Raw genomic sequence first — 13924 nt, 5'->3', positions numbered from 1 at the left:
GGAGAGAGACTATGTTGGGTCAAGGATTCGTGTCTGCCGCCTCGATCGCGGCAAGCGTGCTGTTCATCCTCTCGCTGGGGGGGCTGAGCAACCAGGAAAAGGCCAAACGGGCGGTGTGGTACGGCATCGTCGGCATGGCGGTGGCGGTGTTCTTCACCGCTTTCGGGCCGGGCATCGGCGGCTACTGGTGGATGATCCCGATGATGATCGTCGGCGCCGGAGCGGGCTGGTACGTGGCCAAGAAGGTCGAGATGACCGAGATGCCGCAGCTGGTGGCGGCGCTGCACTCCTTCGTTGGCCTGGCCGCGGTCTTCGTGGCCTGGAATGCCGACATGGAGCGTACCCGGGTCGCCGCAGCCCAGGCGGCCGGTGCTGCGACTGACGGCTTCTCGGCCTTCGCCGCCCTGGTGGCCACCAAGACGCCGGCCGAGCTGACTTTCCTGCAGCTCGAGGTGGTGTTCGCCATCTTCATCGGTGCGGTGACCTTCACCGGTTCGGTAGTCGCCTTCGGCAAGCTGGCCGGCAAGGTGGACGGCAAGCCACGGCAGTTGCCCGGCGGACACATGCTCAATGCGGTAGCCGCCGTGCTGTGCCTGGTGCTGGCCGTCGCCTATCTCAACGGTGCGGGCTTCTGGACGCTGCTGTTGCTGGCCGCACTGTCGTTCTTCATCGGCTGGCACCTGATCATGGGCATCGGCGGTGCCGACATGCCGGTGGTGGTGTCGATGCTCAACAGTTACTCCGGCTGGGCGGCGGCGGCCATCGGCTTCACGCTCTCCAACGATCTGCTGATCGTCACCGGGGCACTGGTGGGCTCCTCGGGTGCCATTCTGTCGTACATCATGTGCAAGGCGATGAACCGCAACTTCATCAACGTCATCCTCGGCGGCTTTGGCGGCAGTCAGGGCGAAGCCGCGGCCATCGAAGGCGAGCAGGTGGCCATCGATGCGGGCGGCGTGGCCAGCGCCTTGAACGACGCCGACAGCGTGATCATCGTGCCGGGCTACGGCATGGCGGTGGCTCAGGCCCAGAATGCGGTCAGCGAGCTGGTGCGCAAGCTGCGCGCCGCCGGCAAGAACGTGCGCTTCGGCATCCATCCGGTGGCCGGTCGTCTGCCGGGGCACATGAACGTGCTGCTCGCCGAGGCCAAGGTACCCTACGACATCGTGCTGGAGATGGAGGAGATCAACGACGACTTCCCCGATACCGACGTGGTGATCGTCATCGGCTCCAACGACATCGTCAATCCGGCCGCCCAGGAAGACCCCAACAGCCCGATCGCCGGCATGCCGGTTCTCGAGGTGTGGAAGGCCAAGCATGTCTTCGTCTGCAAGCGCGGCCAGGGCACGGGCTATTCAGGCATCGAGAACCCGCTGTTCTTCAAGGAGAACACGCGGATGTTCTATGGGGATGCCCGGCAAAGCATCGACTCGCTGCTACCCCTCATCGACTGACGTTCGATCCCGGGTCGTCATCCGGCCCGGCCAGCGTGACGCCTTCGCCGGGATCGTCCCGTGGCGAGGGCGTTTTTCGTTACAATGCCAGCATCCTTGTCTTGCTATGGGGCGACCATGTCAGATCAACTCAAGCGGGTGGCGGTGCTCGGCGGCGGCAGCTTCGGCACGGCCCTGGCCAGCATCGCCGCCGACAACGGCGCCGAGGTTCGCCAGTGGCTACGCGACCCCGCTCTCGCCGCCCAGATCAACCGTGAACACCGCAACGTCCGCTATCTGCCCGACTATGCCATCAATCCCAACGTGCGGGCTTCCAACGACATGGCCGAGGTACTCGCCGGGGCCGAGCTGGTATTGGTGGCGATTCCTTCCCAGGCGTTTCGCGATGTAGTGCGTCAGGCGCTTCCCTGGCTCGAGCCCGAGCAGATCCTGGTCAGCACCACCAAGGGCATCCAGGAGGATGGCTTCAAGCTGATGAGCCAGATCCTCGAAGAGGAGACGGGGTTCAGTCACATCGGCGTGATCTCGGGCCCCAACCTGGCCACCGAGATCGCCCAGAAGCAGCTCACCGCCACGGTGGTGGCCAGCGACGATGCCCTGACGCGCACCCGGGTTCAGCAGGCGCTGGGCTGCGACTACTTCCGCGTCTATGCCAGCAACGACCGCTACGGGGTCGAGCTGGGAGGCTCGCTCAAGAACATCTATGCCATCGCGGCCGGGATGGCTGCGGCGCTGGGCATGGGCGAGAACACCCGCAGCATGCTGATGACGCGAGCCCTGGCGGAGATGGGGCGCTTCGCCGTGGCACGCGGTGCCAACCCCATGACGTTTCTCGGGCTGGCCGGCGTGGGCGATCTGATCGTCACCTGCTCATCCAGCCTGTCGCGCAATTACCGTGTCGGCCATGCGCTCGGCGAGGGCAAGACGCTGGACGCAGCCGTCGAGGCGCTGGGGCAGGTGGCCGAGGGCGTCAATACCGTTCGCCTGGTGCGCAACAAGGCGCGAGAGGAGGGCGTCTACATGCCGCTCGCCGAGGGTCTCTATCAGGTGCTCTTCGAGGGCGTGCCGGCGCGCGAGATGGCCCGTCTGCTGATGCGCGGCGAACAGAGCAGCGACGTGGAGTTCATTCTGCCGCGGGAAGACGTCCAGAAGGCCCATCGACGCGTGGAGGCCGGCGATGAAGGGGAGGCCCGAGATGAGTGAGCGCCTGCTGATCATGCGCCATGGCGAGGCCGGGCCGGGAAGCCCCGATGCGGCGCGTGAACTCACCGCTCGCGGACAAGGGGAGGTCGAGCGCATGGCGAACCGGTTGGCCGGACGCGACGACCTCGACGGCTTGCGACTGGTCGCCAGCCCCTACGTGCGTGCGCAGCAGACGGCCGAAGCGGTTGCCGCGGCCTTGGACATCGCGCATGAAAGGCTGCCGATCGTGACTCCCGACGATCCACCTGAGGCCGTCGTCGACTGGCTGCTCGAACGCACAGGGCAGGGTCCGGTGATGCTGGTGAGCCATATGCCGCTGGTGGGGGCGCTCACTGGCCTGCTGGTAGAGGGGCGAGCCGAGCGTGGCCTCGGTTTTCCCACTGCCGCCGTGGCCGAGCTCGAGGCCGACGTCTGGGCGGCAGGCTGCGCGCGGCTGCTGCACTTCACTGCCCCGGCGGATCTCGTTTGATCGAACCGCCTCAGGCGGTGACCTGAAGCCGCTCGGTGATTCAGCGTCGCGGCTGACACGGTTGCCGCCATTGCCGTACCGAATCGACGATTCGGGAACGGCCGTCGCTTTTCTGCAGGCTCATCACGCGTTCATGGGATTCGACCATGGTCGATATTGTCATACATGCGCTCTCCGTCTAGGGTTCATTGTATGATGTATTACAAAGTCGATTGCCATGCCGTATGCGCGATGTCAGTCGACTTCACTAGCGGCGCAACGAGAGGACGACCGGGTGAAGTTTTCCAGAGCAGACGTCAAGCAGGCCCTGAGCGATGGGCTCTTGTCCTTCCCCATCACCGACTTCGATACCGAGGGTCGTTTCGATGGCGAGAGCTATCGTCAGCGGCTGGAATGGTTCATCAGCCACGATATTTCCGCCATCTTCGTGGCCGGCGGTACCGGAGAGTTCTTCAACCTGTCACTCGACGAGTTCCGCGAGATCGTGCGCGTGGCCGTGGAGACGGTTGACGGCAAACTGCCGGTGATCGCCAGTGCGGGTTTGAGCGTCGAGAGCGGCAAGGCCTTTGCCAGGACAGCCGAAGAGGCGGGTGCCGACGGCATCCTGTTGATGCCTCCTTACCTGACGGAGTGTCCTCAGGAGGGGTTGGTCGATTATGCACGCCAGATCTGCGACTCGACCGAGCTCAACGTCATCTATTATAACCGTGGAAACGGGGTGCTCGATGCTTTCTCGGTACAGAAGCTCGTTGCCCAGTGCCCGAATCTCGTCGGTTTGAAAGATGGCAAGGGCGACATACAAGCACTCAACAAGATCGTCAAGACGGTCGGCGATCGACTCGCTTATGTGGGTGGCGTGCCGACCGCCGAGATTTTTGCCGAAGCCTATCTCGCCATCGGTGTCAATACCTATTCATCTGCCGTGTTCAACTTCGTGCCCGATATGGCAGTGAAGTTCTACAAGGAGCTGCGCAAGGGAAACAGTGAGGTCGTCAAGCAGATCACCAACGACTTCTTCATTCCCTTCGTGGACCTCAGGGATCGGAAGAAAGGCTATGCCGTCAGTCTGATCAAGGCCGGCGCCGAGATCATCGGCCGCCCGGCCGGCAGTGTCCGGGCGCCTTTGATCATGCCGACTTCCGAAGAGTGCCATCAGCTGGAGACGCTGGTGGAAACTGCTAAACAACTATAACGCCTTTCCCGAATCGCCAGAAATCTAACGAGGACTCATCATGCAAACAACAACGTTCATGAAGAAAACCGTCTGCGCTGCGGCCGTTGCGGCTGCCATGGGTGCCATGTCGCTGCCGGTGCAGGCAGAAGGCTGGCGGGGTTGGAACATCCACCCCGAGGGCTACCCCAATACCGAGGCACTGGAGGCTTTCGCCGAGCGCGTGGCCGAGAGAACGGAAGGTCGCATCGAGCCGCAGGTCTACAATAATGGCGTGCTCGGCGATCAGCCGGATGCCATCGAGCAGACCCGCAATGGCGCCCTCGATTTCGCCAACTTCAACATGGGTCCCATGGGTCCCATCGTGAATGAAACCAACGTGCTTTCTCTGCCATTCATCTTCGATAGCATCGATCATATGCATGAAGTGATGGACGGCGAGATTGGTCAGCAGTTTGCCGATGCCTTGGCCGATAAGAACCTGATTGCCTTGTCGTGGTTCGATTCCGGGGCACGTAGCCTCTACAACACCAGCCATCCGATCGAGACGCCGGAGGATGTCGAAGGTCTGAAGATTCGCGTCATGAACAACGACCTCTATGTCGAAATGATCGAGGCGCTGGGCGGCAATGCGACGCCCATGGCCTACGGGGAAGTCTTCCAGTCCTTGAAGACGGGCGTTCTCGACGGCGCGGAGAATAACTACCCATCCTTCGAGTCAAGCAACCATTATGAGGTCGCTGAATACTATTCACTCACCGAGCACCTGATCATTCCGGAGTGCCTGTGCATTGCCAAGGCGAGCTGGGAGTCGCTTTCCGAGGAAGACCAAGAGATCGTTCGCGAAGAGGCGATCAAGGCTTCCGAAATGCAGCGCCAACTTTGGGTCGAGGGCTCGCAAGAGAGCCGTGAGATCGTTCTGGATGCCGGCGTCGAAATCAATGAGATCGAAGACAAGACTCCCTTCCAGGACCTGATGGAACCGGTCTATGCCGGCTTCATCGAGGAAAACCCCGATCTGGAAGAGCTCATCGACGCCATCCGTTCATCCAACTGATCGCTGACCATGGTGCCCTCCCGGACGTATGAAGCCGGGAGGGCAGGAGGCGTACTGCGTGAGAGTTCATCTCGAATCGCCCGAGGCAACCGTGAACCTGGACCGACTCCAACAAATCCTCCGTCGCATTCTGGACGGTATCGCCTGGTGCTGCATGGTGGTGGCCGGTGTGCTGCTCGTTGCGTTGATCGCGATCTTCGGCTGGCTGGTGTTCGGGCGCTATGTGCTCAATGACACGCCAACCTGGGTCGAGCAGGCCTCGCTGGTGATGGTGGTCTACATCACCTGCCTGGGCGCAGCCGCCGGCGTGCGTGCCAATACCCATCTGAGCATCGATTTCGTGCGTGAGGGGTTGCCCGAACCGTTGCGAACCCTAGGGCGTTACCTGGCCGATCTTTTCGTGGTCGTCTTCGGCGGCTTCATGGCCCATGAAGGCTGGGGGCTGGTCGCTACCAACCTGGAGAGGGCGATACCCATGATCGGTCTGTCGGAAAGCTGGCGTGCGGCTCCTTTGGTGATCTGTGGCGTTCTCATCACGGTGTTCGCTCTGGCCAACATTCTGGCTCGCCTGTTTGGCATCAATCGTCAAGAGGAACACTGACCATGGGGCTTGCCATTCTGTTTGGCCTGTTCTTCCTGGGCCTGCTGGCCGGGGCGCCCGTCGCTTTTGCCGTGGGCCTGGCTGCGGTAGTCACCTTCATGTACGAAGGTCTACCCCTGTTCGTGGCCTTCCAGCGGATTCTGTCGGGGATCTCGGTGTTTTCCCTGCTGGCCATTCCGTTTTTCATCTTCGCCGGTGAGTTGATGCTGCACGGCGGCATTTCCACCCGTCTGGTACGCCTGGCCTCGGCGGCCGTGGGCAGGCTGCGCGGTGGGCTGGGCATCGTCAACGTGAGTTCCTCCATGCTGTTCGGTGGAATTTCCGGATCCGCGGTGGCCGATACCTCGGCGCTAGGCTCCATTCTCGTGCCGGTCATGAAGGAAAAGGGCTACGACGCGGATTATGCGGTGAACGTCACGGTCACTTCGTCGGTGGCCGGGGTGGTGATCCCCCCCAGCCACAACATGATTCTCTATGCCGTGGCTGCCGGGGGCGGCATTTCGGTTACCCAGTTGTTCATGGCGGGCATCGTGCCGGGTATCCTCATGTGCCTGACCCTGGGGTTGGCCGCCTATCTGGTGGCCGTGCGGCGCGGCTACAAGGGAGAGACCTTTCCGGGCTGGTACGTGTTGATCATCAGCCTGGCCCAGGCCTTGCCGGGCTTGATGACGGCAGTGATCATCGTCGGTGGCGTGCTTTCCGGGGTTCTCACCGTGACCGAGTCCGGGGCCTTCGGGGCGATCTACGCCATCGTCGTGACTGGGCTGGTCTACCGCGAACTGCGCTGGGAATCGTTCAAGACCGCAGTGTTGCAGTCGGTACGCACCACGGCTCTGGTCATGATCCTGGTGGGCTGCGCTTCGGCGTTCTCCTATCTCCTGGCCATGTACAACGTGCCGCAGCTGCTCACTGAAGCGCTGATGGCGCTCTCCGACAATCCCATCGTGATCTTCCTGCTGCTCAACCTGCTGTTGCTGGGGCTCGGCATGATCATGGACATGGCGGCACTGATCCTGATCTGCACGCCGATATTCCTGCCGGTCGCCGCTGAGTTCGGCATGGATCCGATCCAGTTCGGCATCATCATGATGATGAACCTGGGCCTGGGCCTGTGCACCCCGCCCGTGGGAGCTTGTCTGTTCGTCGGCTGCGTCATCGGAAAGATCAAGATCGAGCAGGCCGTGCGCACCATCTGGCCCTTCTATCTCGCCCTGTTCGTGGCATTGATGCTGGTGACCTACGTGCCGGCGGTGTCGATGACGCTACCCCGTTTCTTTCAGTGACGACCCGCTCAACAGGATTGATACGACATGAAGATTGCTGCTGTACACACTCATGTTCTCGACCACGAGCTGGACACGGCCTTCGAGAGTGCTTCCATGCACTTCAAGCGACGCCAGCACTGTCTGGTGGAGATCGTCTGCGATGATGGCACCGTGGGTTGGGGCGAGTGCCTTGGGCCGGCCCTGCTCAATGCCGCCGTCGTCCAAGCCTATGCCACGGGCCTGATCGGCCGCGATCCGCTGGAGACCGAGAAGCTCTGGCTCGAGCTCTACAACCGTCTGCGTGATCAGGGCCAGCGAGGCTTGACCGTCACCGCTCTGAGCGGTATCGACATTGCGCTTTGGGACATCAAGGGCAAGCGTTTCGGGGTGCCCGTCTCGACACTGCTGGGTGGGCGTTTTCGCGACAGCGTGAAGGCCTACGCCACCGGTTCCTTTCGTCGCGAAGGGGTGGACCGAGTCAACGACATCGCGCATGAGGTGGCCGGCTATCGAGACGAGGGCTTCCACGCCGTGAAGATCAAGATCGGCTTCGACGTCGAGGAGGATCTGCGCGTCATCGAGGCGGTACGCGAGGCCATCGGCCCCGGGATGCGCCTGATGATCGACGCCAACCACGGCTACGACTATCTGGAGGCGGTGGAAGTGGGCAAGCGTGCCGCCCGCTTCGGGGTCGACTGGTTCGAGGAGCCGGTGTTGCCCGAGCATCTCTCGGCTTATCGGGCGGTGCGTGCCGACCAACCCATCCCGGTGGCCGGCGGCGAAACCTGGCACGGCCGCTATGCCATGCTCGAGCCGCTCACTACGCGCGCGGTGGACGTTGTGCAGCCCGATATCTGCGGCGTGGGGGGCTTCTCCGAGATGCGCCGCGTGGCCGACATGGCGGCCCTGCATGGCGTGCGTCTGGTGCCGCACGTGTGGGGTACCGCCGTATGCATCGCTGCCAGTTTGCAGTTCATGGCAGCGATGCTGCCCAATCCGCCGCGGCGCGACCCCATCGAGCCGATCCTCGAGTTCGATCGCACCGACAACCCTTTCCGCCAAGCGGTGGTCAAGACGCCCCTCGAGCACCGCCACGGCGTGGTTTCCATTCCCGACGGACCGGGCTTGGGCATCGAGATCGAGCGTGATGCGCTGGCACGCTACGCATTGAAGGAGGCGTAAGCATGGCGACGATTCCCCCCAATACCCGCCCGCTGGATGGACCACGACCGCAGCTCGAGACACCGCGGGGCGCCACCGACTGCCATATCCATCTCTACCTGCCGGGCCATGACGGCCAGGCAGGGGGGCCTCCGATTGCCGAGTTGGCCACGGTGGCCGACTACCGCCGGGTACAGCAGCGCCTGGGGCTGGAGCGGGTGGTGGTGACCCAATCGAACGCCTATCAACTCGACAACGGTGCGCTGCTCGAAGCGCTCGACCAGTTGGGCACCGAGGCGGCCCGTGGCGTGGCCGCCGTGGTGCCGGATACCTCGGAGGCCACGCTGCGCGACTGGCACGCGCGAGGCGTGCGTGGTGCACGCATCATGAATCTGCCCGGCGGCGCCGTGACGCATGACGACATGCTGGCCGTGGAACGCCGTATTCGTCCCTTCGGCTGGCACCTGATGGTGCAGTTCAACGGCCGTTATCTCGACGACTACCTCGATGGCCTGAAGCGCATCGAGGGCGACTACATCATCGACCATATCGGCAAGTTCATGCCGCCGGTGGCTGCCGACGACCGACGTGTCGACGAGATTCTGCGCCTGCTGGATCACGGCAATGCCTGGTTCAAGATCTGTGCCGGCTACGAGGCCAGCGTCATCGGCGGGCCGCATTACGGCGACATCGGGGCCATCGCGCGGCGAGTCATCGAGCATGCCCCCGAGCGCATCCTCTGGGGCAGCAACTGGCCGCATGTGGGCGTTCCCCGGGAACAGTATCCTGACGACGCCGAGCAGCTCGACGTGCTGCTCGACTGGGCCTCCCCCGAGTTGCAACAGCGCATCCTGGTCGACAACCCGGAGGCCTTGTACGGCTTCTGATTCCTGTAACTACTTGAAGGAGTAAGCATATGATCGATCGTCTGCTGGTAACGGGGGCCGCTGGTGGTATGGGGCGCATCATTCGGCCACACCTGTCGAAGTTGGCCCATACGGTACGGCTTTCGGACATTGCTGACCTCGGAGAGGCGGCCAGCCATGAGGAGCTAGTACCGTGTGATCTTGCCGATGCTGCGGCCGTTAGTGAGCTGGTCCAGGGCTGTGACGCCATCGTGCATCTGGGGGGCGTTTCACTGGAGAAGCCCTGGGAGAGCCTGCTGCAGGCCAACATCGTTGGCACCTACAATCTCTACGAGGCTGTGCGCCAGCAGGACGACGGCGTGCGCATCATCTTCGCCAGCTCCAATCATGTGACTGGTTACTACGAACGGACGCAAAGAATCGACACTGGTGTGCCGCATCGCCCCGACTCGCTCTACGGTGTAACCAAGTGTTTCGGCGAAGATCTGGCATGCCTGTACCATGATAAGTTCGGGGTCGAGACCCTCAGTGTGCGTATCGGCTGGTGCCACCCTAAGCCCACTGATACGCGCAAGTTGGCAATATGGCTGAGTGCCGAGGATTTCATCAGCCTAGTGCAGCGTGCCATTGTTACCCCGCGACTGGCCTATACCGTGGTCTATGGCTTTTCGAACAATGCCGAACGCTGGTGGGACAACAGCAAGGCCGCTTTTCTTGGCTGGGTACCCAAAGACAGCTCGGAGCCCTGGCGCGAAGAAATGGAAGCGCTCGATGCGAAGCTTTTGCCCACTGATCCGGCGGTGATCTACCAGGGCGGGCCGTTTGCCACATCAGGCCATCCCGATGACGCTTGAGCGGCATATGAAGACCTGTACATCGGCGGGGCAACCATGGATGAAGCAGTGAAACTGTCGCTCGATGAGGCCTGGACACTGAGTGTCGACATTCTCGAGGGGCATGGTTATTCCGCGGCCCATGCGGCCGCCATCGCTCGCAGCGTCGTGGCTGCCCAGGGCGACGAGTGTCACTCGCATGGCTTGTATCGACTCATCGACTGCGTGCGCACTCTCCGGCACGGCGGGGTCGACCCGCGCGCCGTTCCCGAGGTGATCGACCAGGCACCGGGGGTGGTACGTGTCGATGCGCGGGGTGGTTGTTCGCTGCTCGCTTTCGAGACCGGTCGGGAACACCTGGTCGAGAAAGCCCGTTCCTACGGGGTCGCGGTACTGGCCGTCAACAATGCCTTTCATTTTTCGGCGCTATGGCCCGAGGTGGAATCCTTGGCTGAACGGGGTCTGGTGGCATTGGCGATGACGCCGAGCCATGCCTATGTTGCCCCCGCGGGAGGGCGGTCGCCGCTGATGGGCACCAACCCCATCGCCTTCTCCTGGCCGCGTCCGGATGGCATGCCGTTCACCTTCGATTTCGCCACCAGTGTGGTGGCACGCGGCGAGGTCGAGCTCCACCGCCGTGCCGGGAAGCGGATTCCGGAAGGCTGGGCGCTTGACGCTGAGGGTCGGCCGACGGCCGACCCGACAGCCGCGCTGGCTGGCGCGCTACTGCCTTTTGGCGGCCACAAGGGTTCGGTGCTGTCGATGATGATCGAGCTGCTTGCCGGTCCGCTGATCGGTGATCGCCTGGGCCATCAGACCCAGCCAGCGAACGGCAGCGGAGAAGGAACCCCTCAGCACGGTGAATTCCTCCTGGCCTTAGACCCCCGCTCTTTCCTGGGACCCGATGCCGAGGCACGGCTACAGCAGGCCGAAGCGCTATTCGAGGGTGTCGTGGTACAGGGGGCGCGCCTACCGTCCCAGCGTCGTCATGCGGCCCGGGAGCGCAGTCAGGCTGAGGGCGTGGCGATTCCCGCTGAGCTTTACGATGAACTGGTCGAGCTCAGGGATGGCGATGGAGCTCAACCGTGAAAATGGCTCGGTTTCCCAAGGTCAAGAGCATGCGGGTCGTTCCCGTGGCCGGCTACGACGGCTTTCTGTTGAACCTCAGCGGCGGGCACGCGCCCTGGTTCATCCGTTGCGTGGTCATTCTCGAGGATGATGCCGGGAACAACGGGGTTGGGGAGATCCCCTCGAGTGACGGCATTCTCAAGGGGCTGGAGCAATGCCGCTCCCTGGTCGAGGGAGCGTGCGTCAACGACGTCAAGCAGACCCTGAACCGGGCACGCCAGCTTCTGGCCAAGAATGGGCGCGAGGAGCGCGGCCGTCAGACCTTCGACCTGCGGGTGGCTGTCCACGTCATCACCGCCATCGAGTCCGCGCTGTTCGACCTCTTCGGCCAGGCACTGGGCATGCCGGTGGCCGACCTGCTGGGCCAGTACGGTCGCCAGCGCGACGAGGTCGAGGCCCTGGGCTACCTGTTTCTGCTCGGCGACCCGGACAAGACCGACCTGCCGTATCCCAAGGCGGACGCACCGCAGGATGCCTGGGACGAGGTGCGTTATCGCGAGGCCATGACGCCCGATGCCGTCGCCAGCCTGGCCAAGGCCGCCTACGACCGCTACGGCTTCAAGGACTTCAAGCTCAAGGGCGGCGTACTGCGCGGCGAGGAAGAAGCCGATTGCATCCGCGCGCTGCACGAGGCCTTCCCCGAGGCGCGTCTGACCCTCGACCCCAACGGTGCCTGGAAGCTCGACGAGGCGGTGCGCGTGCTGGAGCCGATCAAGCACCTGCTCGGCTATGCCGAGGATCCCTGCGGTCAAGAGGGCGGTTTCTCCGGCCGTGAGACCATGGCGGAATTCAAGAAGCGCACCGGCCTAGCCACCGCCACCAATATGATCGCTACCGATTTCAAGCAGTTGCAGTACGCCGTGCAGCTCAACTCGGTGGACATTCCCCTAGCGGACTGCCACTTCTGGACCATGCAGGGCGCCGTGATGGTCGGCGAGTTGTGCAACGAGTGGGGCATGACCTGGGGCTCGCACAGCAACAACCACTTCGATGTCTCGCTGGCGATGATGACCCATGTGGCCGCGGCCTGTCCGGGCGAGATCACGGCCATCGATACCCACTGGATCTGGCAGGATGGGCAGCGCATCACCAAAGAACCGTTCCCGATTCGCGACGGCAAGCTCAGCGTACCCAAGACGCCGGGCCTGGGTGTCGAGCTGGATGAAGAGAAACTGATGGAAGCCCACCGCCTCTACCAGAGCCTTGACGTGACGAGTCGCAACGACGCCATGGCGATGCAGTACCTGATCCCCGGCTGGGAGTTCGATCCCAAGCGTCCGGCGCTGGTGCGTTGAGGGGCAACTGGCTGTTAGACTAAAAGTCATACTTTTTGGACGTGGCGTCATTGCTTAGCAAGGGGTAGGGAGATGTCGGCAGAGACAGCGGGACTCAAGCTGAATAGGGTGGCGAGGCAAGGCAGCCTCTCCGCCCACGTCGCCGATCAGCTCGAAGCGTTGATCCTGGAGGGCAAGGTCAAGGTGGGTGAAAAACTGCCCACCGAGAGCCAACTGTGCGATTCCTTTGGCGTCAGCCGCACCGTGATCCGTGAAGCGATGACGCATCTCAAGTCCCTGGGCCTGGTGGCGACCCGGCGCGGCGTGGGCACCACGGTGCTGCGCGCCGAGGCCGTCGAGGCGCGCCCGGCAGAGCGCATCAGTTCCACTACGGTAGAGGACATCCTGCACGTCCTCGAGCTGCGTCTGGCCATGGAGCCTGCGGCGGCCGAGCTTGCCGCGCTGCGCCACGATGCCGAGGATCGTCGCCGTATCGAGGCCACGCATGCCGCCTTCGTTCAGGCTCACGCCGAGCAGAGCCTGGCCAGGGTCGAGGATTACGAGTTCCACCATGCCATTGCTCGGGCCACTCACAACCCCGTCTTCGATCAACTCTACGAGCAGCTCAGTCCCAGTGGCATCCCACGGGCCAAGCTGCTCAGCATCGATATCAATCCCGCCGCGGCGGCGCGCTATTTGGAACGCGTCCAGGAAGAGCATGCCTACATCCTGGAGGCGATCCTGGCCCGCGATGCCGAGGCGGCCAGGGAAACGATGTTCCAGCACCTCAACAGGTCCCGGAACCTCTATCTGCAGTACCAGGAAAACTGAATCCGGCAATCCAAGGAGACAGCATGACCCCACAAGGCACTTCCCTGATTGGCCAGCAAGCCGTTACCGGCGGCCAGGCGGTCATCCGCGCCATCGATCCGTCCACCGGCGAGGCTCTGGCCCCGGACTACCCCGGACTGGATCGCAATGCGGTGGTCCAGGCCTGCGAACTCGCCGAAATGGCTTTTGCCAGCTACCGGGAGTCCACGCTGGAAGAACGCGCGACCTTCCTCGAAACCGTGGCCAGCGAGATCGAGGCCCTGGGCGATGCCCTGGTCGAGCGTGCCATGGCCGAGACCGGCCTGCCCCAGGCACGCATCCAGGGCGAGCGCGGCCGTACCTGCGGCCAGCTGCGCCTGTTCGCCTCCGTGGTGCGCGCCGGTGAATGGCTCGACGTGCGCCTCGATCCGGCGCTGCCCGAGCGCGAACCCATGCCTAGAGTCGACCTGCGCCAGCGTCATGTTCCACTCGGCCCCGTCGCCGTCTTCGGCGCTTCCAACTTTCCGCTCGCCTTCAGCGTGGCCGGCGGCGACACCGCCTCGGCGCTGGCCGCCGGCTGTCCGGTGATCGTCAAGGCCCACTCCGCCCATCCCGGCACCTCGGAGCTGGTG

The 13924-nt window shown here is 63.3% G+C and carries 14 protein-coding genes; all 14 read left to right on the top strand.

Annotated elements, in window-relative coordinates:
• The first annotated feature begins 11 nt into the window (after positions 1–11).
• On the top strand, positions 12–1454 hold the full coding sequence (locus BLP96_RS15020; RefSeq protein ID WP_089687691.1) for an NAD(P)(+) transhydrogenase (Re/Si-specific) subunit beta: 1443 nt from the start codon (positions 12–14) through the stop codon (positions 1452–1454).
• Between the two features lie 117 nt (positions 1455–1571).
• Positions 1572–2657: an NAD(P)H-dependent glycerol-3-phosphate dehydrogenase gene (locus BLP96_RS15015; protein WP_089687688.1), complete on the top strand. Its 1086-nt coding sequence runs from the start codon at positions 1572–1574 to the stop codon at positions 2655–2657.
• Positions 2650–3126: a phosphohistidine phosphatase SixA gene (gene sixA, locus BLP96_RS15010; RefSeq protein ID WP_089687684.1), complete on the top strand. Its 477-nt coding sequence runs from the start codon at positions 2650–2652 to the stop codon at positions 3124–3126. Before BLP96_RS15015 ends, sixA begins: the two co-directional genes overlap by 8 nt.
• Before the next feature lie 274 nt (positions 3127–3400).
• Positions 3401–4318: a 5-dehydro-4-deoxyglucarate dehydratase gene (gene kdgD, locus BLP96_RS15005; RefSeq protein WP_089687682.1), complete on the top strand. Its 918-nt coding sequence runs from the start codon at positions 3401–3403 to the stop codon at positions 4316–4318.
• A 40-nt stretch (positions 4319–4358) separates the two neighbouring features.
• Positions 4359–5354, top strand: a complete 996-nt coding sequence (locus BLP96_RS15000) for a TRAP transporter substrate-binding protein (RefSeq protein ID WP_245682279.1) — start codon at positions 4359–4361, stop codon at positions 5352–5354.
• Positions 5355–5412: 58 nt separating this feature from the next.
• On the top strand, positions 5413–5955 hold the full coding sequence (locus tag BLP96_RS14995) for a TRAP transporter small permease (RefSeq protein WP_245682278.1): 543 nt from the start codon (positions 5413–5415) through the stop codon (positions 5953–5955).
• Positions 5956–5957: 2 nt separating this feature from the next.
• A complete protein-coding gene (locus tag BLP96_RS14990) occupies positions 5958–7238 on the top strand; it encodes a TRAP transporter large permease (protein ID WP_089687674.1) in 1281 nt (426 codons plus the stop codon).
• Between the two features lie 27 nt (positions 7239–7265).
• Positions 7266–8402, top strand: a complete 1137-nt coding sequence (locus tag BLP96_RS14985) for a mandelate racemase/muconate lactonizing enzyme family protein (protein ID WP_089687670.1) — start codon at positions 7266–7268, stop codon at positions 8400–8402.
• 2 nt (positions 8403–8404) lie between these two features.
• A complete protein-coding gene (locus BLP96_RS14980; protein WP_089687667.1) occupies positions 8405–9268 on the top strand; it encodes an amidohydrolase family protein in 864 nt (287 codons plus the stop codon).
• A gap of 29 nt (positions 9269–9297) precedes the next feature.
• Complete coding sequence (locus BLP96_RS14975; protein ID WP_089687663.1) at positions 9298–10101, top strand: NAD-dependent epimerase/dehydratase family protein; 804 nt, start codon at positions 9298–9300, stop codon at positions 10099–10101.
• A 48-nt stretch (positions 10102–10149) separates the two neighbouring features.
• The gene (locus BLP96_RS14970) at positions 10150–11169 is read left to right on the top strand and encodes an Ldh family oxidoreductase (protein ID WP_281182834.1); all 1020 of its coding nucleotides are present in this window, start codon (positions 10150–10152) and stop codon (positions 11167–11169) included.
• A 2-nt stretch (positions 11170–11171) separates the two neighbouring features.
• Positions 11172–12503 carry an enolase C-terminal domain-like protein gene (locus BLP96_RS14965; protein WP_089687656.1) on the top strand — a complete coding sequence of 444 codons (1332 nt, stop codon included), beginning with the start codon at positions 11172–11174 and terminating at the stop codon, positions 12501–12503.
• 72 nt (positions 12504–12575) lie between these two features.
• Positions 12576–13313 (top strand): FadR/GntR family transcriptional regulator, encoded by a 738-nt coding sequence (locus BLP96_RS14960; protein WP_089687652.1) that lies wholly within the window; start codon positions 12576–12578, stop codon positions 13311–13313.
• Between the two features lie 23 nt (positions 13314–13336).
• A partial coding sequence (locus tag BLP96_RS14955; protein WP_143005119.1) for an aldehyde dehydrogenase family protein occupies positions 13337–13924 on the top strand: 588 nt, incomplete at its 3' end.

Source organism: Billgrantia gudaonensis (assembly GCF_900100195.1).
Lineage (GTDB): Bacteria > Pseudomonadota > Gammaproteobacteria > Pseudomonadales > Halomonadaceae > Halomonas > Halomonas gudaonensis.
Note: the sequence above shows the minus strand (reverse complement) of the source record. Positions and strands in the feature narration are given on the sequence as shown.

What these genes read in the sequence shown, in the direction of transcription:
- BLP96_RS15020 (WP_089687691.1), top strand. Translation starts at nt 12, where the DNA reads ATGTTGGGTCAAGGATTCGTGTCTGCCGCCTCGATCGCGGCAAGCGTG.
- BLP96_RS15015 (WP_089687688.1), top strand. Translation starts at nt 1,572, where the DNA reads ATGTCAGATCAACTCAAGCGGGTGGCGGTGCTCGGCGGCGGCAGCTTC.
- sixA (WP_089687684.1), top strand. Translation starts at nt 2,650, where the DNA reads ATGAGTGAGCGCCTGCTGATCATGCGCCATGGCGAGGCCGGGCCGGGA.
- BLP96_RS15000 (WP_245682279.1), top strand. Translation starts at nt 4,359, where the DNA reads ATGCAAACAACAACGTTCATGAAGAAAACCGTCTGCGCTGCGGCCGTT.
- BLP96_RS14990 (WP_089687674.1), top strand. Translation starts at nt 5,958, where the DNA reads ATGGGGCTTGCCATTCTGTTTGGCCTGTTCTTCCTGGGCCTGCTGGCC.
- BLP96_RS14985 (WP_089687670.1), top strand. Translation starts at nt 7,266, where the DNA reads ATGAAGATTGCTGCTGTACACACTCATGTTCTCGACCACGAGCTGGAC.
- BLP96_RS14980 (WP_089687667.1), top strand. Translation starts at nt 8,405, where the DNA reads ATGGCGACGATTCCCCCCAATACCCGCCCGCTGGATGGACCACGACCG.
- BLP96_RS14975 (WP_089687663.1), top strand. Translation starts at nt 9,298, where the DNA reads ATGATCGATCGTCTGCTGGTAACGGGGGCCGCTGGTGGTATGGGGCGC.
- BLP96_RS14965 (WP_089687656.1), top strand. Translation starts at nt 11,172, where the DNA reads ATGGCTCGGTTTCCCAAGGTCAAGAGCATGCGGGTCGTTCCCGTGGCC.
- BLP96_RS14960 (WP_089687652.1), top strand. Translation starts at nt 12,576, where the DNA reads ATGTCGGCAGAGACAGCGGGACTCAAGCTGAATAGGGTGGCGAGGCAA.